The sequence below is a fragment of the Pseudoclavibacter sp. VKM Ac-2867 genome (assembly GCF_015351275.1).
Lineage (GTDB): Bacteria > Actinomycetota > Actinomycetes > Actinomycetales > Microbacteriaceae > Pseudoclavibacter.
On sequence record NZ_JADKSL010000006.1, the window covers coordinates 55835 to 73447 of the forward strand.

The following is a 17613-nucleotide window of genomic DNA, read 5'->3' on the forward strand; positions in this document are numbered from 1 at the left end:
ATGGACAAGCTATGGGTTTGACGTCTCCTTTGTCTGTGCGGGGATGCGCACCTTATCCGTGGCGTGTCCACGACCCGGCAGTGACCGACGCACGGCTCCAGCACAACCGCCCCGTCATAGGGTTCGAGTGCACCGCTGTGCGCGCAGCCGTGATTGTCGAAGGGACCCCGGTGAACGACGCCAACGAGACCAGCAAGACTTCCGCCCTCGCATCCCGCCCTTGGCTGGCCGCCTACGCGGAAGACGTGCCCCATGACATCCCGGAGGTCCGGGAATCGCTCGTTGACCTGCTCGACAACGCGGTCAAGCGGTTCGGGTCTCGCCCCGCGCTCGAGTTCTTCGGCGCGGAGACCAGCTACGGCGAGCTCGGCGAGCAGGTGGCTCGGGCCGCCGAGGGGCTCCGCAAGCTCGGAGTCGGGGCAGGCGACCGGGTCGCACTCGTGCTCCCCAACTGCCCGCAGCATGTCGTCGCCTTCTACGCGGCGCTCCGCCTGGGGGCCATCGTCATCGAGCACAACCCGCTGTACACGGCCCGGGAGCTGCGGCACCAGTTCGAAGACCACGGCGCGAAGCTCGCGATCGTCTGGGACAAGGTCGCGGACCTCATCTCCCAGCTGCCGAGCGATGTGGTCCCGGAGACGATCGTCGCCGTCGACATGTCCTCGGCGCTCCCGTTCGGGAAGCGACTCGCTCTGCGTCTGCCGATCGCCAAGGCGCGCGAGTCTCGCGAGGCCATGACGGCGACACCCTCGGACCGCAGCGTGCTCAAGTGGGAGCGCATCGCGAACGCCAAGCGCATCTCCAAGCGAGTGCCGCATCCCGGCATCGACGACGTCGCCCTGCTGCAGTACACGAGCGGAACGACCGGCAACCCCAAGGGGGCCATCCTCACGCACCGCAACCTGCGGGCGAACGCGGCGCAGGGACGCGCCTGGGTGCCGGGCCTCACCGAGGGGCGCGAGACCTTCTACGGCGTCCTGCCGCTCTTCCACGCGTACGGCATGACACTGTGTCTGACTTTTGCCATGAGCCTCGGCGCCAAGCTCGTCCTCTTCCCGAAGTTCGACGTCGATCTCGTGGTCGCCGCGGCGAAGGCGTCGCCGCCGACGTTCCTGCCCGCGGTTCCGCCCATCTACGACGCGCTCTCGCGGGCGGCCTCCCGCAAGGGAGTCAGCTTCACGAGCATCCGCTTCGCGATCTCCGGGGCCATGAGCCTGCCCGTGAAGACCGTCGAACGATGGGAAGAGGTCACCGGCGGACTCCTCGTCGAGGGGTACGGCATGACCGAGACCTCACCGGTCGCGCTCGGCAACCCGGTCGGCCCGAGCCGCCGCCCCGGCACGGTTGGCGTGCCGTTCCCGAGCACGCACATCCGTGTCGTCGACCCCGAGGACCCGACCGTGGAGCGTGCCTTCGGCGAACCGGGCGAGCTGCTCATCCGCGGCCCCCAGGTCTTCCAGGGCTACTGGAAGCGCCCAGACGAGACGCGGGAGGTGCTGCTCGCCGGCGGATGGCTTCGCACGGGCGACATCGTCACCGTCTCGGACGACGGGTTCGTGACGGTCGTCGACCGCATGAAGGAGCTCATCATCACGGGAGGCTTCAACGTGAGCCCCTCCGAGGTCGAGGAGGCGCTCACGGCGCATCCCGACGTGGAGGGGGCGGCAGTCGTCGGCCTGCCCCGCAGTTCCGGCGGTGAGGATGTGACAGCGGCGGTTGTGCTCCGGGAGGGCGCCGCGTTCGATGCAGACGCCCTTCGTGACTTCTGCCGCTCCCGCCTCGCTTCCTACAAGGTGCCGAAGCGGGTCGTGCAGGTCGACGAGCTGCCGAAGTCGCTTATCGGCAAGGTGCTCCGTCGACAGGTGCGGGACGGGCTCGTCGCGAAGCGCAGCGAGTAGCGCGGGGAGGCTAGCGAACGAGGCTAGCGAACTAGGCGCGCATCGAGCCAATCGAGGAGCACCTCGTTGACTGCGGTGCGAGCGAGCGGCTCGCAGTGGGAGTCGGCCCCGTTGACGGCTGTGAAGCGAACGAGCTCGGCCTCGGGCACAAGCGACGCGAGTTCCTCGGATTGGCCTGGCCAGAACTGCTCGTTCTCCGGTGCCGTGATGAGCAGCGGAGTCGTGATCGAGCTGGCGATTTCAGCGGTGAGGCGATACTTCTCGACCTCGCGGTAGACGGCGAAGTAGCCGGTGCTGGCGTACGGCTTCGCGCGGAAGCTCCACACGGCGCGCTCCGCCGCACTGTGGCCGAGACCCAGCTTCATGTACTGGTCGAAGTGCTTCGAGTCGCCCTTCGCAAGTTCGCGGCGCAGGGGAGAGGGCAGGTGCGAGAGCCACGAGGTCGATACGTCCGTCACACCGGGGTCGACGATGGCCGCGGCCACGCGGTGCTCGAACGCGAGCGCTCGTGGCACCCAGTAGCCGGCCTGGCTGACGCCATAGACCGCCAGTCGTGAGACATCCACACCCGCGAGGCCGAGGGCCGCATCGATGACCGGCGTCAGCACAGCCTCGAAATCGGGCCTGAAGTGCGACCCCGCGATGAGCTGGCTCTGCTGGCCGGGGCCGTCGAAGTAGAGCACGGCGTAGCCGCGGGCGGCGGCGGAGGCTCCGATCGTGGCATAGAGGTCGGTGAGCGTTCCGTCGCTGCCGTTCACGAGCACCAGAAGCGGAGACGGCCCGTCCTCGGCACCGAACTCGGGACGCTGCAGATAGCCCGGGAGCCTGCCCCTGCCGAAGGGGATCGAGAGTCGTTCCAACGGCACGCGCCTGAGCTCCGCGAAGCGATCCCAGGCAGCACGGTGCAGTGCGAAGGCGTTCGCGTAGCCGTCATCGTCGCCGATCGCGGCGATCGCGTTCAGGGCATGGCCGTAGTAGGCGGATGCGCGAAGCCATTGGGCGGCGGCCGTCACGGTCCGCCCATTGCCCGTCGAGACCTCGGCAAGCTGCCGCGTGACCTGGGCTCGCGCGAACCACGCCCTGATCCACGACTCGCGCTTCCCGTCCTCGAAGGCGGCGAGCGTCGCGAAGATCTCGCCCAGATCGCCGGCACCCGCACCGACAGATCCGAGGACGATCTTGGCTTCGAAGTTCTGGTCTGCGTCGTGGAACAGCGGCCGCGACAGTGCTGGATGGTGCGACATAGCCTCATCATCCTCCTGCCCTGACGGGCCCGGTCCGATCCGCAGGCATTTGGAAGGAAGGTCGGGTCGTTAGGATGCCAGCACGGTTCTCCGGCCAGAGGCGAGCCCAGGGAAGGTGCATCCATGTCGTTCCAGTCGTACCTCGACAACATCGAGGAGAAGACGGGCCTCACGCCGCGTCAGTTCATCGCGATCGCGAAGGAGAAGGGCCTCGACGGCGAGGCCACGAAGGCTGGCGAGATCCTCGCCTGGCTCAAGGAGGACTACGACCTCGGGCGAGGCCACGGGATGGCGCTGGTGCATGTCATCAAGAAGGGCCCGAAGATCAGCGACAAGCACGTCGGGAAGACAGGCCCGCACGGCGACGAGTCCGACACCCTGTGGCTGGATGGCAAGGCGACCAAGCCCTCGGCGGCGGGCGAATGAGCGAGGCAGCGTCCGGCGACGCGACGCAGGGCGCCCAGGCCCAGACCGAGCTCTGCCCGTGCGGAAGCGGGGCCACGTATGCCGCGTGCTGTGGCGTCTTCCACGCGGGCGCGCCGGCGCCGACAGCTGAGGCACTCATGCGGTCCCGCTACTCCGCATTCGCGCGGCGGCTGCCGGACTATCTCAACGCGACCTGGGACTCGGAGACCCGCCCAGCGGACCTCGAGCTCGAGGACGGCACGGTGTGGCGGCGTCTGCAGATCGTCGACACGTTCGACGGGGCCGAAGGCGACTCGACGGGAGTTGTCGAGTTCCGGGCGTCCTACCGTGACGCGGACGGTGCCGGCCTGCTCCACGAACGCGCCCGCTTCACGCGAGGCAACGGGCGCTGGGTCTACGTCGACGGCAGGGTCATCCGCGACTGAGGCGGGCACGCCGGAGGGACGTGCCCGCGCGATGTCCAACAGCCAGCGACGCCAGAAAGACGGAGAGGCCTTCATCCCTGCGGGGATGAAGGCCTCTCGCTGTGTCGGCGAAGACGGTCGCCGGTGGCGTCAGCCGGTGTTCTGGAGACCGGCCGCGACGCCGTTCACGGAGAGCAGCAGGAGTCGCTGGAGCTCGGCGGCCTCATCCCCGTCGGGCTTCCTGGCGTCGTCACGCAGCCTGCGGAGCGCGCGCAGCTGCAGGAGCGACAGCGCGTCCACGTAGGGGCTGCGCATCTTCACGGCGCGCTGCAGCACGGGCTTGCGCTCGAGCAGCTCGGCGCCACCTGTGATCCGGGTGACCCAGCTCGCCGTGAGGTCGAGCTCGCTCGTCACCAGCTCGGCGAGCTCCGGGCGGTCGCCGAGCTCCAGGTAGCGGCGGGCGATGCGTCCGTCCGTCTTCGCGAGACTCATCGCGACGTTGTCGATCATCGACCTGAAGAGCGGCCATTCGGCGTAGGCGGCCTGCAGCTGGTCGAGGTCGCCGACCGCGTCGAGCGCCGTGCCGAGGCCGAACCAGCCGGTGAGGTTGATGCGCGCCTGCGTCCACGCGAACACCCACGGGATGGCGCGCAGATCCTCGAGGGACTCCACGGAGAGGCCGCGGCGAGCGGGGCGCGACCCGAGGGCGAGCATCCCGACCTCCTCCATGGGGGTCACACGGGCGAACCAGGGTGCGAAACCGGGGGCCTTCACGAGCGCGAAGAAACGCTCGCGTGAAGCGGAGTCCATGGTCGCGGCGACCCCTGCGTACTTCTGGGCGGCGTCCGCGTTGCGGGTCTCCGTCGACGGGGCAGAGGCGAGGAGCGTCGCCGAGATCACCTGGTCGATGTGCCTGGCCGCGATGTCCGGGTCGCCATACCTGGCGAAGATGACCTCACCCTGCTCGGTCAGCTTGAAGCGACCGTCGACGGAGTGCGGCGGCTGGGCCAGGATCGCGACGTTCGCGGGGCCACCGCCGCGGCCGAGCGCACCGCCGCGACCGTGGAAGAGGGTGAGCTCGATGCCGTTCTCACGGGCCCAGGCGGCGATCTGGCTCTGCGCCTCGTACAGGGCGAGCGTTGCAGCCACTGGCCCGACATCCTTCGAGGAGTCGGAATAGCCGAGCATGACCTCGAGCCTCCGCCCGTTGCCGGCGAGCAGCTCGACGACCTCGGGCTGCTCGAGCATCTCGGCGAGGATGCGAGGAGCCGCCTGCAGGTCGGCGAACGTCTCGAAGAGGGGGATCACGTTGAGCGCGGGCGGCGTCGCCCCGGGGCCTGTCGCCGCGACGGCGAGCTTGTAGACGTTGGCAATGTCCTCGGACGACTGCGTGAAGGACACGATGTAGCGGCCTGCCGCGCGCGGGCCGTGGCGCTCCTGGATGAACGCGATCGAGCGGAACACGTCGAGCACCTCGGCGGCCAGCTCGCTGGGCTCTGCGCCCGCCTGCTGCTCGGCGAGCTCGGCGAGCACCTTGCGGTGCACCTGCGAGTGCTGGCGCACCTCGAGCTCGGTGAGGTGGAAGCCGAACGTCTCGACCTGCCAGATGAGGTGCTGCAGCTCGCCGTAGGCGTGCCGGCCAGCGCCAGCGGCGACAAGAGATGCCTGCAAGATGCGCAGCTCCCGCAGCAGCTCGTCCGGCACCTTGTAGGCGAGGTCCGCGTTGCGTCTCCGGGTCGCCTCGATACGGCGGGCGATGAGCAGCAGGATGCGGCGGTGCGGCTCCCCGGGGGAGCGCTGGGCGATCTCGGCTGCCGCACTCTCGTCGCCGCTGCCGAGTCGCGCGAGGAGGGTCGCTGCGGCCGGGTCGAGGGGGGTGGTGTCGGCGCCGAGCGTGAGCGTGCGCCCGATTCGAGCCGAGGCGCGTTCGAGGCCGAGGAGGACGTGCTCGGACGCGATGACTGCTGCCTGACGGCTGACCTTCGCGGTCACGAACGGGTTGCCATCTCGGTCGCCGCCGATCCAGGAGCCGACGCGCACGAAGGGCTCAGCGATGGGCTTCGACGTTCCAGAGAGCGCGCCCTGCAGGGCCTCGTCGACTCGGCGGTAGACGCGGGGGACCGTCGTGAAGAGGGTCTCGTCGAAGACGGCCATGACGGTGCGCACCTCGTCGACGGGCGTCGGCTTGTCGCTGCGCAGCGGAGAGGTGCGCCACAGCAGGTCGATCTCCTCGAGCAGGCGACGGGTCAGCTCCTGAGCGGCGGGGCTGCCCTCGGATGCGCCACCCGAGAGCCGCTGTTCGTCGCGTTCCTCGAGCAGGTCGCTGATGCGACGGATCGCCGAGGAGACAGCGCGACGGCGGGCCTCGGTCGGGTGCGCCGTGAAGACGGGGTGGAAGCGCAGGGCGCGGACCCGCACCGACGCGGCGTCCGCGCCGATCTCGTCGCTCAGGCGCGCGAACGCCTGCGAGATCGTGTCCTCCTGCTGCTTCGAGGGTGAGGTGCCGCGGGCGCGGAGCACGCGCACGCGGTGGTGCTCCTCGGCGAGGTTCACGAGGTGGAAGTAGCAGGTGAACGCGCGCGCAACCTCGTCCGCCCGTGCCGGTGAGAGTGCATCCACGAGCTCCTCGGCGGAGGCGAACGAGTCGTTCGCGGCCGCGCCGTCGTGCTCGTAGGCCGAGATCGTGAGGCGCCGCAGCCGCTCGACGTCGTCGAGGAGCTCTGGGCCTCCCGTCTCTGTCAGAACCTGGCCGAGCAGGGTGCCGAGGAGGTGCACGTCAGAGCGCAGCTCATCTGGCAGTTCAGCGCCAGCCTCAGTGCGGCTGGCGGGGGAGTTCGTTGGGGCTTCGAGCATGAGTCCAGGCTACCGATGCCGTGTATCGACAATGTGACACGGCATCCATCATGACCGGGAATGACATCCCCCGAGTGAGGCGAAGGGGAGTGCGGACCGCCGCGGTCACGCCTCTTCTGCAGGGGCCTCCAGGTAGTCCTCGAAGACGGGCGTCTCGAGGCCGTCCTTGGCCGCCAGCATCAGGTCGAGATAGTAGTTCCAGCCTGCCCGGATGTCCGAGATCATCGCCACGGGCACCTCGAAGTGCTCGAAGACGAGCCGAGTGGCCTCGCCCCGCACCCCGGACTCCGCCAATGAGACACGCAGATGCCACGATCCGGCTGCATCCTCGGTCGTGAGCTCCAACAGGCTCGGGGGCTCGCAGCGCCAGATCGTCGCCGCGCTTGCTGGGGCGCCCTCCTCTGCCACGAGCTGCAGCCCGATCCGACCGCGCTCTTTGTCAGTGAAGTGCCACGGGCCGATCCACTGGGCCGTCTTCTCGCTCGCCGTGAACCACAGCCACAGCTCCTCCCGAGCGGTGTCCACGCTCCGCTCGAGGCGAATGGTCTCGGTGTCGACTGCTTCGGAGCGATCTTCGGACATGCGGGTATCTCAGCACACCGGGTCGAGAACCAGGTCGAATTCGGCGAAACCGTGCCGGATCCCGTTGACCTGCAGCTCGATGGCGTGCACGCCGGCGTAGTAGCGACGAGTGGTGATGGGCCTGACGGCGTGCCGCTTGCCGATGCTCAGCGTGGCGCCGGGTGCGAGTTTCGTCGTCGAGATCTTGAACGTCTTCGGGGTGCGGCTGCCGTCCGCCTTCACATGATGCACGACATAGTCGACGACAAGATCCGCGGCGACTTGCCCACGATTCGTGATGCTGGCGGTGATGAGCAGTTCCTCGCCGAGCACCAGGCTCGCTCGATCAAGCGTGGGCCCGTCCACGACGACCTCCGCCGAGCCGAAGCCGAGCAGGGCCAAGGCGTTGGGGTCACCGCGTTTCACGAGCGTCCTGAGGGCGTGGCGGACGAGCTTCGGCGTGCGCTCGTCACCGTCGGCGAGCCACGCGGCGGCCGTCTCGCGGACCAGGTCCGCGTCGTGCCTGCTGACGTCGTTCAGGTGGTTGGCGACCGAACGGCGAACGTACTCGCTGTCGTCGCGGTAGAGCGCATCCAGAATCGGGATGCAGAGACGCGGATCGCGGGTGATCTCGGCCACACGAGTGCCCCACGGCAGGTACGGCCTCGTCCCCTCAGACGCGAGCCGACGCACGTGCTCGTTGTCGCTCCTGGTCCACTCGAGCATGATCTCGAGTGCCCGCTCGAGCCTCGCCCGCAGCATGGGCCGCACCGCCCACTCGCAGGTCAGCCGAGGGGTGAGTTCCGCGAGGAGCCGCATTCCGTCGTCGAACGCCGGAGCGCCGCCATCGGCGATGGCGGCGGCGGACACCGCGTTCGAGATGGGCCACACCATCCACCCCTCGAGGGACGACGACACCAGCGCGCGGCGAATGATCGAGGCGAACTCGGGGTAGTCGACCGGGAGGTCTTCCAGGATGGAGGCTGCCAGATGGGAACTCCGCGCGCCGAGGGCGAGCCCGTCGAGGCCCTCAGCGGTCGCACGCGTCGCGGAGAGCTGATGGTTTCCGGCCGCCGATTGCAGCAGCTTTACCATCGCGGAAGCCTGCTGGGGTCCCAGGAGCTCATCAGCGAAGGGCATGCTGCGTCTCCTCCTCGAAAGACGTGCCTCGCGCGTCGTCATCCATCTCAGAGATGCCGCCCGTCTGGGAGCCACCGAAGGCTGAGTCCATGAGCTTGCCGACGCGCTCGGCGCTCTCCGGCGTCGTCAGGCCGAGCAGAATGATCCGCCAATGCACCCCGATGCGCTCCAGGAGGTCCTGCCGGTCGGTCAGCGCCCCAGAGAGCAGCTGCGTTCCCGTGAAGGACGAGACGAAGAGCGAGCTGACGTCGTCGGCGCTGAAGTCGCCGCGGATGCTGCCCTCTCGCTGGCAGATCCGAATGACGGGGCGGATGCGCGCAAGCCAATCCAGATAGGAGCCGTGCGAGAGGAAACTGCAGCCGATCTCCGACGTCACGATGACGCCTGCGAGGACCACTACATCGCTCTGCAGGAGCTTCGCGAAGGCGACGGACACCCTCAGGAGTGCATCGATGCCGCTTGACGCTGATCTTGTGGCCTCGGCCACCGCGTTCGAGGCCCGCGCCGCGTACTCGCCGAGGACTGCCTCGGCGACAGCCTCGCGCGTCGCGAAGTGGTGGTAGAAGGCCCCGTTCGTGACTCCCGAGTTCGCCCGGATGCGCGACAAGGTCGAGCTGGCGAAGCCGTACTCCACGAAGGTCGTGGCAGCGGCGAGCACCAAGCGGCTCCGGGTCTGGATGCTGCGCTGCTGCTGGGGTCCGCCGGCCGATCGGGCGAGGGCATTCATAGCCAGTGAGTGTAGTGACGATCGGGGCAGCACCGCACCCGTTCGGGGTGGGTCGGGGATGCCGGATTCCGCCATATGTGAAGACGAATTCGTCGCGAACAGGAGGCGGATGCCCCTTCGGCGTGCTACGTTGCGCGGAGATTTTCAGCGCGGAGCAACACCGCTCGCGAGGTTGGAGAGCCGTGGGAATACTCGTACATCCGGACCAGGAAGTGCACCCCGCCGTCCGGTGGGCGATCGTCGAGGGGCTGCTTCGAGTTGTCGCCGACCACGGTTCGGGTGCACCGTGGCTGCTCGCGCGACCATTGGAGCGGGCCCTCACCGAGGTCCGAACGAGGCACCTCGACCTCATCTTCCTCACTCGCCTCTCCAGCGAGCCGGCGACATCCGTCGTGCTGCGGGCCCAGGGGCGACGATTCCTGGACGAGCTCGACGACCTCCCGGAGCTGCTCGTACCATCCGCGGTCATGATCGCCAAAGACCGGACCGGAGCGCTGCGGGTCCAAGGCGCACGCCCCGGAGAACGAGGGCAGAGCAGACCGGTGTGGCTGGAGGAGGGAATGGCGGCCTTCATCAGTGACGACCCCCGTCTTCTCGAGGAGGTCTTCTCGCCCCGTTCTGGGCACCTTGACCGGGACGCCTGGCAGTTGATCAAGACCATCCCAGCGGGCACGTGGCTGCACACCCAGGCGGGCAGGAGCCCGCGAGTGCGCGCACTCGTCGACGACCCGGCCCCTTCACCTTCCGAGAACGAGTGCACGGAGGCTGGGGCTGGCGCCACCAGCAGTTGAGCCTCACGCTGCTCAGCAGGCGCGCCCGCTCACCGCCGCGAGACCGGGCTACCTGGCATCCTTGGGGCATGAAGCTCTCGCATCGCGCCCAGACGGTCGAGCCGTTCCACGCCATGGCGTTCGGGCAGCGCGCCGCTGCCCTCGAAGCCGAGGGCAAGCGCGTCGTGAAGCTCTCCTTGGGGGAACCCGACTTCGGGGCGCCACCCCAGGTTCGGGAGGCGATGCGCGAGGCCATGGACGGTCGACCGCTCCCGTACACCGTCGCGCTCGGTCTCCCAGCGCTGCGCGAGGCGATCAGCGAGTTCTACCGCATCCGTCACGGCGTCGAGGTCGACCCGGCCCGCATCCTCGTGACCTCAGGCGCATCGGCAGCCCTCCTCGTCGTCGTGGCCGCCACCACCGACCCCGGTGACGATGTGATCATGGCCGATCCGTCGTACCCCTGCAATCGGCAGCTGGTCGAGAGCTTCGGCGGGCGGGTGGTCGGCGTCCCCACGAGCATTGAATCTCGCTACCAGCTCGACGTGCCCAGCGTCGAAGCGGTCTGGGGTGAGCGGACGGCCTCGATCATGATCGCGACGCCATCGAACCCGACCGGCACCTCCGTGCCATTCGAGGAGCTTGCCACCCTCTGCGCGTTCGCCCGCGAGCGGGGCGCGTGGCGAATCGTCGACGAGATCTATCTGAACCTCTCCGACCCGGGCGAGGGTGGCACCCCGCCGCGGAGCGTCCTGAACGTCGACCCTGAAGCGATCGTCGTCAACAGCTTCTCCAAGTACTTCGGCATGACCGGCTGGCGACTCGGCTGGGCCGTCCTCCCGGAGGCTCTTGTTCCGGCCGTCGAGAAGCTCGCGACGAACTACTTCCTGTCGGCGTCGGCACCGGCACAGCTTGCCGCGCTCGCTGCGTTCACCCCCGAGTCGCTGTCGATCTGCGAAGAGCGCCGGGTCGAGCTCGCCGATCGTCGCGATCTCGTGCTCGAGGGCCTGAAGCGCATCGGACTCCCCGTTCCGGTGCTGCCCGACGGTGCCTTCTACGTGTACTTCGACGTGTCTCGGACCGGTCTGTCCTCGTGGGATTTCTGCGGACGGGCCCTCGAGGAGGCCCAGGTCGCGCTGACGCCTGGCCGCGACTTCGGGGCGCACACGGGCGAGAGCCACGTCAGGCTCTCCTACGCCGCCTCGCGAACGGAGCTCGTCGAGGGGCTGCGCCGCCTCGAGTCGTTCGTCGAAGGGCTGCTGCCGTGAGCGGGTCTGGCCCCGAACGACTTGATCGCGGTCCTGGTCGAGGGGAGGATGGCTGCATGCCAGTCGTGCGCGTCGAGGGTCTCTCCGTGAAGCGTGGGGGCATGCGGGTGCTCTCCGATGTCGATCTCGCGGTGCCTGCCGGATCGGTGCTGTGCCTCACCGGGTCGAACGGCTCCGGGAAGACGACGCTGCTCCGCGCGCTGGCCGGGCTCGTGAGGCCGAGCGAGGGCCGAATCCTCCTCGACGACGGGCCGGTGGATGAACGGAGTCCGCGGTTCCGGCGAAGCCTCGCGGCCTTGCTCGGATCGGTCCCGTTCTCGCTGACCCTGACTGCCCGAGAGCATCTGACGGCGGTCGCAGCGTCGTGGGGGACCAGCACGCTCGAGGGGCAGCGTTCCGCCGATTCGGTGCTGGCGCGCCTCGGCATCGAGCACCTTGCGACGCGGTTCCCGCACGAGCTCTCGTCCGGGCAGTTCCAGCTGCTCTCACTGGCCACGGTGCTGGCGCGCCCGTTCGACGTGCTCGTGCTCGATGAACCCGAGCAGCGTCTCGACGAGGAGCGACGTGAGCTGCTTGCCCGCATCCTGACGGAAGAGCGAGACAGGGGCGCGGCGATCATCGTCGCGACCCACAGCCGAGCGCTCATCGAGGCGCTGGGCGCGGACGAGTTGCGGCTTGCCGGGGAACGCGAACGCGACGCCGACAACCAGGGCAAGGGCGGTGGGCGTGCGGCGGCGTGAGGATGCGTATCGCGCGTACCTTGCGGGAGCGGTGGTGCTCGTCGCGGTCGCGCCGCTGGCGCGGATGCTGTTCATTGCGCTCCTGGAACCGGCCTCGATCGCCTGGCTCACGTCCCCGGCGTTCGCGGAGCAGCTGCGGGTCTTGTCTGCGGCGGTGGTGCCGCTCGGCCTGCTGGTGGGGACGACTCGTGGTCCGGCACTTCTTGATCCCTTCGCGACGGTCACCCTCGGTTCCAATCACGTGCCGAGGCGCTTCTCGTTGCGTCAGCCGTTCCGGCGGAGTGTGCTCGCTGCCTCGGTGGGGACGGGGCTACTTGCCTGTCTCCTTGGGGCCGCGTTGGTCGTGGGCGTCGGGGCCCCTCTGGTGCCAGTGGTGTGCTTCGTGGCGGCGTCCGTCGCACTGGCCTACCTCGGCGTGGTCGCGGCGCTTGTGGGGCAGGTCATCGGCAGCCTGCGCGCATGGGTGGCGGCGATCGCTCTCGGTCTTCTCGGGGTGTCGCCCCTTGGGGTCGGGGCCTGGTTCGGGTCGATCTGGACCGGCGTCGTGGGCCGGAGTGGTGGGAACGGTCAAGGGCTTCATTCGGCCCTCGAGGGTTTTCTTGGTCATGACGGCGGCCTGAGTCTCGTTCTCGTCGGTGCGCTGGCGCTCCTCGGGGTCTTGGCGGCTGCGCTTGTATCCGTGCCTCGGCTGCTAGACCGACTGCGGGGTGACGCGCTCCTTCGGCAAGCTCGGCGCCGTGAGGCTGCCGCGTTCGCTGCAGCTGCCGGGGAGTTGTCAGGCGCATCGGCGGCCTACCGCGAGTTGCCCTTGGTGGGGAGGGGGGTTCCTGCCGTCGTCGGCGGGCCGCGCGTGCTCTCCATGCTCGTCCGCGATGCGGTCGGTGCGTTGCGGACACCGCAGCGCACCGCGTTCGGGCTCGTCGGGGTTGTGGTCGCGGCCCTCCTCATGGGTCTGGCGGTCAGCCCGTCGGCGGTCGCCGCGCTGGCCGCTGTCGGTGGCTCCATTCTGATGTTCCTCGCCCTGGCCCCGTTCACCGAGGGGTTCCGGCATGCGGCAGACGCAGCGGCCGGTGCCGCCGTCTTCGGAACGCCTACGGCAGAGCAGTTCCTGCTGCACGCCGTGTTCCCGTTGGTCGTCATCCTCCTTGTCGTCGGTGTCACGCTCCTCGTCTCGAGCGGTGGCGGTGGTGCTGCCGCGCCCCTGCTCGCAAGCCTCGCCATGGTCGCCGTGCGCGCCTACGAAGCGGGCCGCGGGCACCTCCCTCCGCTGCTCCTGACGCCCATGCCGAGCGAGGTCGGCGACGTGTCCGTGCTCGCGAGGCTCGTCTGGCAGCTCGACTCGGTCATCATCGCTGCGCTCATCGGGCTCGCCACGACGATGCTCTGGACCGTGGGCCTTCCTGTCGTCTCGGTCGTGCTTCTGCTCGCGGGCGCGTTTGTGCTCGCTCTCGCGACGAGATCGCGTCTTCGTCACCTCCGCGGGTAGCGCACCTCGTAGCGCGCTTCCACGAACTGTCCCCGGGCGTGCGCTGAAATCAGATGCAGTGCATCCGCTTCAATGCGGCGGGGGAGCACCGGAGCGCCGGAGGCCAGGGTGACCGGCGCGATCGAGAGGCGGATCTCAGTCAGGTGGCCCGAGTCGTAGAACTGGCCGGCGAGGTCTCCGCCACCCACGACCCAGACATTGCGGTCGCCGCCGGCGGCAGCGATGGCGCCGATGTGGTCGGCGACGGCACCCCGCACGAGGTGGATGTCGAGTCCCTCAGGGACGGGCAGGTCGCGGCTCGTGAACACGAACGTCGGCCGGTCGGCGTAGGAGGCTCGCCACTTCTCGGGATGCTCGTCGAGACCCTCGTGGTCGTAGACCCACTGGTAGGTGGTCGATCCCATCACGAGCGCCCCGACGCTCGCCAGGAACGAGGCGAAGCTGTCGTCGTCGGGCTGGTCGACGACGAACAGCCAGTCCAGAGCGTCGTTGTCGTCGGCGATGAAGCCGGAGAGGGTTGTGGCGGTGTTGTAGATCACGTTCGTCATGCGAGGAAGGTAACCCCGACCTCCGACATTCGGGAGAGGGCGACACGCGAGCGGTCTCGGGAATGCGGCATCCATCCCAGACGCTGTGCTCAGCATGCGCAAGAAAATCGGCTTCCTCTCGTTCGGGCACTGGCACCCGTCTCCGCAGTCGGGCACGCGAACGGGCGGTGATGCGCTCGTGCAGTCCATCGAACTCGCGGTCGCGGCGGAAGAGCTCGGCATCGATGGCGCCTACTACCGCGTGCATCACTTCGCGCGACAGCTTGCTGCCCCATTCCCGCTCCTGGCAGCCGTCGGGGCTCGGACCAGCCGCATCGAGATCGGCACCGGCGTCATCGACATGCGCTACGAGAACCCGTTGTACATGGCAGAGGAGGCTGCCGCTGCCGACCTCATCAGCGAACACGCCGGCGGCGAGGGGCGGCTCCAGCTCGGTCTGAGCCGAGGATCGCCCGAGCCTGCCCAGGACGGCGCGCACGCGTTCGGCTTCACACCGCCTGAAGGCAAGACCGATGACGAGCTGGCTCGCGCCAAGACGGAGCTGTTCCGAGCGGCGATCACCGGTGCGGGGCTCGTCGCCGGCAACCCGCAGATGACAGGTTCGACGGCGCCGCTCCCCATCCAGCCACAGTCCGCCGGCCTGGACGACCGGATCTGGTGGGGCTCCGGGAGCCGCGCCAGCGCCGTGTGGGTAGCGGAGCAGGGCATGAACCTCATGAGCTCGACGCTGCTCACGGAAGACACGGGCGTGCCCTTCGACGAGCTTCAGGCCGAGCAGATCCAGGGGTACCGCGACGCATGGGCAGCCGCAGGACACCGTCGAGAGCCCCGGGTCTCGGTGAGCCGCAGCGTCATTCCCATCACCACCGACGAGGACGTGACCTACTTCGGCGGGCGAGGTGGCGGGGAGGGCGATCAGGTCGGCGTACTCGATGGGATGCGTTCACGCTTCGGTCGCACCTACCAGGGCGCTCCCGATCGTCTCGCCGAGGAGCTCGCAGCGGATGCTGCCGTCCAGGCGGCGGATACCCTCCTGCTGACCGTGCCGAATCAGCTCGGTGTCGCCTACAACACGCGGATGCTCGCCACCATCGCCGAGCACATCGCTCCGGCGATCGGCTGGTCGCGCGAGGTGTAATCGACAGTCCGGGTCAGCGCAGGACTCGGTAGCGCAGATGCACGACGCCCGACTCGAAGGTTAGGGAGTCGAGCAGCTCGAGGTTCGTGCGGCGGTCGTTCTGTGAGAAGAACGGCGTGCCGCCTCCGACGAGGACGGGGCAGATGCGCAGCAGGTACTCGTCGATCAGATCGAGATCAGCCACCTGATGCGCCAGCTCTGCTCCACCGATCGCGATCGGTCCTTCTCCCGGTTCAGCCTTCAGGCGCTCGATCTCCTCGGCGAGTCCGTTTCCGGCGATCCGCGTATTGCCTTGCACCTCGGTGATCGTGTTCGAGAACACGATCTTCGGCAGGGCACGCCAGAGCTCGGCGAACTCCGTCTCGAGGTCCCCGTAGTCCCGCGCTTCATCGGTCGGCTCCCAATAGACCATCGTCTCGTAGAGGCGGCGACCCATCAGGTGGAAGTCGGCTGCTCGAACTTCCTCAGTCGCCAAGCGGAACACCTCTTCGCTGGGGTCCCCCCAGTCGAAGCTGCCGTCCGAGTCCTTGATGTAGCCGTCGAGGGTGAGGGCCAGTGAGTAGGTGACCTTGCGCATCAGCGAACCTCCTTGTTCGTGCCTTTGAATCTACCACCGGCTGGGGCAGCAAAGGCGTCCCGGCGTCTCGGAAACTCGCCGTCTGATCTGGGTTTTCACTGGGTTGTGAGCCTCTGGGGCCGCGATTGTCGGTGGTCCGGTCCAAGATGCGGGTATGTCTTCGACCGATGATGTGACGCCGACCGGGCTGGGGTGCGATCCCCGCGATCCGGGGTCGGTCGCTGCGCGTCGTCGGCTGCTCCTGGCGCGGGAGACGGGGCTGATGGCAGCGGCTGCTGTGGTCGCGGCGGCGCAGGTGCGAGTTCGGGCTGAGCTGGCGGAGATTGCGGCAGCCTTGGATGCGGCTGAGGGCTCGGTGGAGCACGGTCTGCATGTGCGGTCATTGGCAGCCGAGGTGGCGCTGGTCGAACAGGTTGGGCAGTCGGTCGCGGAGGGACTGCTGCAGGAGGCGGTGACAGCGGTGCGTGAGTTCCCGGGGCTCGTGGACGCACTGGGTGCGGGCGCGGTGAGCGAGGCGCAGCTGCGGGTGCTGACCGAGGCAGGTCTGTCGGTGTCGCATGTGGATGCGGTGGAGCAGACAGCGCGGCGGGCTGCGTTCGTCCGCGAGATGCTCACGGAGGTCGGTGCGCGGGTGCTGCCGCCCCGCGCGTTGCGGGTGGCGGCCGCGAGGGTCGCCGAGTCGTTGACGCAGGAGTCGGTGTGCGAGCGGTTCGCGCGGGCGCGGACGACGCGGTACGTGTCGGTGACCGAGGCGGAGAACGGCATGTGCCTTCTGCGAGCGCGGTTGCCGCTCATCGAGGGCAAGGCGATCGCGGACCGCCTGCGCAAGCAGGCGAAGGCCGTGATCCGGGCGAGGCCTGCACCCACGGGCAGCACGGGCAGCGACGGGAGTGCCGGCAACACCCAGAGTGCCGGGAACATTCAGAGCACCGGGGGTACTGGGAACAGCGAGAGCGCCGCGAGCGGGGCCCGCGCTGAGGGGCCGGGCGAGATGCTGGACGAGGCTCCGGATGAGCGGACGGTCGACCAGGTCAAGGCCGACCTGTTCGCAGACGTGCTCCTCACCTCGACGCCCACCTCCAACGTCGCGGCTGCGGGGATCCAGGCGAGCGTGCAGTTCACGTTCCCGATCCTCACGCTCCTCGGCACTGGCGGCGCTCTCGCCTCGGATTCTTCCCGCCTGACTCCGGCGCCCGCGCTGCTCAACGGCATGTCACCCATTCCGCTCGAGGAAGCAAAGCGACTCGCGGCAAACGCTCCCTCATTCCAGCGCATCCTGACCCACCCCATCACGGGAGCGGTCGCGGCCGTCGATACCTACCGCCCCACCGCGGCGATGCGGGCCTTCCTCACCGCGAGAGACATCCACTGCCGCTGGCCCGGCTGCCGGCAACCCGCCGCCCGCTGCGACCTCGACCACACCCACGCCTGGGAACACGGCGGCACAACCAGCATCGACAACCTCTGCGGACTGTGCAGAGGGCACCACGTCATGAAACACGCCACCGCCTGGACTGTGAGACAACTCGGAGGTGGTGTCCTCGAATGGCGCACCCCCAGCGGCAAGAGCTACACCGACCGCCCAGAACACCACGACACTCACGCCAACCCCAACGTCGAATTCAGGCCGAGCGACGAGGCGCGCGACGGCCGCGCCGCGACAGGCACGGGGATGCCGTGGCCTGCGTCTCAGCAGAACAGCAACGCCGAGCCGCCAACCGCAGATGAGTCGGAACAGCGGGGGAGCGCAGACGAACCGCCGCCCTTCTAAGCTCGGAGCCAAGCGGCGTCAGGAAGGCTGATCGCTGCCCCGGGCGCGAGGTCTCACCCGAA

General features: G+C 68.7%; 16 protein-coding genes. 9 read left to right on the plus strand and 7 right to left on the minus strand.

Annotated elements, in window-relative coordinates:
* Nucleotides 1–170 precede the first annotated feature (170 nt).
* Entirely contained in the window at nt 171–1898 is a 1728-nt protein-coding gene (locus tag ITJ67_RS07665; RefSeq protein WP_323741421.1) for a long-chain-fatty-acid--CoA ligase, read from the plus strand.
* Nucleotides 1899–1921: 23 nt separating this feature from the next.
* Here the strand turns inward: ITJ67_RS07665 and ITJ67_RS07670 are convergent, their stop codons facing one another.
* Nucleotides 1922–3142 carry an alpha/beta hydrolase gene (locus tag ITJ67_RS07670; protein WP_194677240.1) on the minus strand — a complete coding sequence of 407 codons (1221 nt, stop codon included), beginning with the start codon at nt 3140–3142 and terminating at the stop codon, nt 1922–1924.
* Between the two features lie 123 nt (nt 3143–3265).
* On the opposite strand from ITJ67_RS07670, the gene ITJ67_RS07675 reads away from it, so the two are divergent.
* Together ITJ67_RS07675 and ITJ67_RS07680 are read left to right on the plus strand one after the other, a co-directional pair.
* Nucleotides 3266–3568: a DUF4287 domain-containing protein gene (locus ITJ67_RS07675; protein WP_160071618.1), complete on the plus strand. Its 303-nt coding sequence runs from the start codon at nt 3266–3268 to the stop codon at nt 3566–3568.
* Nucleotides 3565–3993, plus strand: coding sequence for a YchJ family protein (locus tag ITJ67_RS07680; protein ID WP_194677241.1), 429 nt, complete (start codon nt 3565–3567; stop codon nt 3991–3993). Before ITJ67_RS07675 ends, ITJ67_RS07680 begins: the two co-directional genes overlap by 4 nt.
* A gap of 129 nt (nt 3994–4122) precedes the next feature.
* Here ITJ67_RS07680 and ITJ67_RS07685 read toward each other — a convergent pair whose 3' ends face one another.
* The 4 genes from ITJ67_RS07685 to ITJ67_RS07700 all read right to left on the minus strand — a co-directional run bounded on the left by ITJ67_RS07685 (nt 4123) and on the right by ITJ67_RS07700 (nt 9253).
* Complete coding sequence (locus ITJ67_RS07685; RefSeq protein ID WP_160071620.1) at nt 4123–6825, minus strand: phosphoenolpyruvate carboxylase; 2703 nt, start codon at nt 6823–6825, stop codon at nt 4123–4125.
* A gap of 105 nt (nt 6826–6930) precedes the next feature.
* On the minus strand, nt 6931–7407 hold the full coding sequence (locus ITJ67_RS07690; protein ID WP_160071621.1) for an SRPBCC domain-containing protein: 477 nt from the start codon (nt 7405–7407) through the stop codon (nt 6931–6933).
* Nucleotides 7408–7416: 9 nt separating this feature from the next.
* Nucleotides 7417–8526: a DNA alkylation repair protein gene (locus ITJ67_RS07695; RefSeq protein WP_194677242.1), complete on the minus strand. Its 1110-nt coding sequence runs from the start codon at nt 8524–8526 to the stop codon at nt 7417–7419.
* On the minus strand, nt 8513–9253 hold the full coding sequence (locus ITJ67_RS07700) for a TetR/AcrR family transcriptional regulator (protein WP_194677243.1): 741 nt from the start codon (nt 9251–9253) through the stop codon (nt 8513–8515). Before ITJ67_RS07700 ends, ITJ67_RS07695 begins: the two co-directional genes overlap by 14 nt.
* 182 nt (nt 9254–9435) lie before the next feature.
* On the opposite strand from ITJ67_RS07700, the gene ITJ67_RS07705 reads away from it, so the two are divergent.
* From ITJ67_RS07705 to ITJ67_RS07720, 4 genes are all read left to right on the plus strand, one after another.
* Complete coding sequence (locus tag ITJ67_RS07705) at nt 9436–10044, plus strand: hypothetical protein (protein ID WP_194677244.1); 609 nt, start codon at nt 9436–9438, stop codon at nt 10042–10044.
* A 68-nt stretch (nt 10045–10112) separates the two neighbouring features.
* Nucleotides 10113–11291, plus strand: a complete 1179-nt coding sequence (locus ITJ67_RS07710) for an aminotransferase class I/II-fold pyridoxal phosphate-dependent enzyme (protein WP_194677245.1) — start codon at nt 10113–10115, stop codon at nt 11289–11291.
* Nucleotides 11292–11347: 56 nt separating this feature from the next.
* Nucleotides 11348–12031, plus strand: a complete 684-nt coding sequence (locus ITJ67_RS07715; RefSeq protein ID WP_194677246.1) for an ABC transporter ATP-binding protein — start codon at nt 11348–11350, stop codon at nt 12029–12031.
* The gene (locus tag ITJ67_RS07720) at nt 12018–13517 is read left to right on the plus strand and encodes a hypothetical protein (RefSeq protein WP_194677247.1); all 1500 of its coding nucleotides are present in this window, start codon (nt 12018–12020) and stop codon (nt 13515–13517) included. The genes ITJ67_RS07715 and ITJ67_RS07720 overlap by 14 nt, the downstream gene beginning before the upstream one ends.
* Here ITJ67_RS07720 and ITJ67_RS07725 read toward each other — a convergent pair.
* Nucleotides 13502–14065, minus strand: coding sequence for a dihydrofolate reductase family protein (locus ITJ67_RS07725; protein ID WP_194677248.1), 564 nt, complete (start codon nt 14063–14065; stop codon nt 13502–13504). The two genes, ITJ67_RS07720 and ITJ67_RS07725, sit on opposite strands and share 16 nt — an antisense overlap.
* Before the next feature lie 94 nt (nt 14066–14159).
* Here ITJ67_RS07725 and ITJ67_RS07730 point away from each other — a divergent pair, with 94 nt between their 5' ends.
* Nucleotides 14160–15203, plus strand: a complete 1044-nt coding sequence (locus ITJ67_RS07730; RefSeq protein ID WP_194677249.1) for an LLM class flavin-dependent oxidoreductase — start codon at nt 14160–14162, stop codon at nt 15201–15203.
* 13 nt (nt 15204–15216) lie between these two features.
* Here the strand turns inward: ITJ67_RS07730 and ITJ67_RS07735 are convergent, their stop codons facing one another.
* Complete coding sequence (locus tag ITJ67_RS07735; protein WP_194677250.1) at nt 15217–15780, minus strand: dihydrofolate reductase family protein; 564 nt, start codon at nt 15778–15780, stop codon at nt 15217–15219.
* 154 nt (nt 15781–15934) lie between these two features.
* On the opposite strand from ITJ67_RS07735, the gene ITJ67_RS07740 reads away from it, so the two are divergent.
* Complete coding sequence (locus tag ITJ67_RS07740; protein WP_194677251.1) at nt 15935–17551, plus strand: HNH endonuclease signature motif containing protein; 1617 nt, start codon at nt 15935–15937, stop codon at nt 17549–17551.
* The last annotated feature ends 62 nt before the right edge of the window (nt 17552–17613 follow it).

Excerpts from the sequence above, each read along its gene's own strand:
- ITJ67_RS07670 (WP_194677240.1), bottom strand. The coding sequence starts at position 3,142 with ATGTCGCACCATCCAGCACTGTCGCGGCCGCTGTTCCACGACGCAGAC.
- ITJ67_RS07675 (WP_160071618.1), top strand. The coding sequence starts at position 3,266 with ATGTCGTTCCAGTCGTACCTCGACAACATCGAGGAGAAGACGGGCCTC.
- ITJ67_RS07680 (WP_194677241.1), top strand. The coding sequence starts at position 3,565 with ATGAGCGAGGCAGCGTCCGGCGACGCGACGCAGGGCGCCCAGGCCCAG.
- ITJ67_RS07685 (WP_160071620.1), bottom strand. The coding sequence starts at position 6,825 with ATGCTCGAAGCCCCAACGAACTCCCCCGCCAGCCGCACTGAGGCTGGC.
- ITJ67_RS07690 (WP_160071621.1), bottom strand. The coding sequence starts at position 7,407 with ATGTCCGAAGATCGCTCCGAAGCAGTCGACACCGAGACCATTCGCCTC.
- ITJ67_RS07695 (WP_194677242.1), bottom strand. The coding sequence starts at position 8,526 with ATGCCCTTCGCTGATGAGCTCCTGGGACCCCAGCAGGCTTCCGCGATG.
- ITJ67_RS07700 (WP_194677243.1), bottom strand. The coding sequence starts at position 9,253 with ATGAATGCCCTCGCCCGATCGGCCGGCGGACCCCAGCAGCAGCGCAGC.
- ITJ67_RS07710 (WP_194677245.1), top strand. The coding sequence starts at position 10,113 with ATGAAGCTCTCGCATCGCGCCCAGACGGTCGAGCCGTTCCACGCCATG.
- ITJ67_RS07715 (WP_194677246.1), top strand. The coding sequence starts at position 11,348 with ATGCCAGTCGTGCGCGTCGAGGGTCTCTCCGTGAAGCGTGGGGGCATG.
- ITJ67_RS07725 (WP_194677248.1), bottom strand. The coding sequence starts at position 14,065 with ATGACGAACGTGATCTACAACACCGCCACAACCCTCTCCGGCTTCATC.
- ITJ67_RS07730 (WP_194677249.1), top strand. The coding sequence starts at position 14,160 with ATGCGCAAGAAAATCGGCTTCCTCTCGTTCGGGCACTGGCACCCGTCT.
- ITJ67_RS07735 (WP_194677250.1), bottom strand. The coding sequence starts at position 15,780 with ATGCGCAAGGTCACCTACTCACTGGCCCTCACCCTCGACGGCTACATC.
- ITJ67_RS07740 (WP_194677251.1), top strand. The coding sequence starts at position 15,935 with ATGTCTTCGACCGATGATGTGACGCCGACCGGGCTGGGGTGCGATCCC.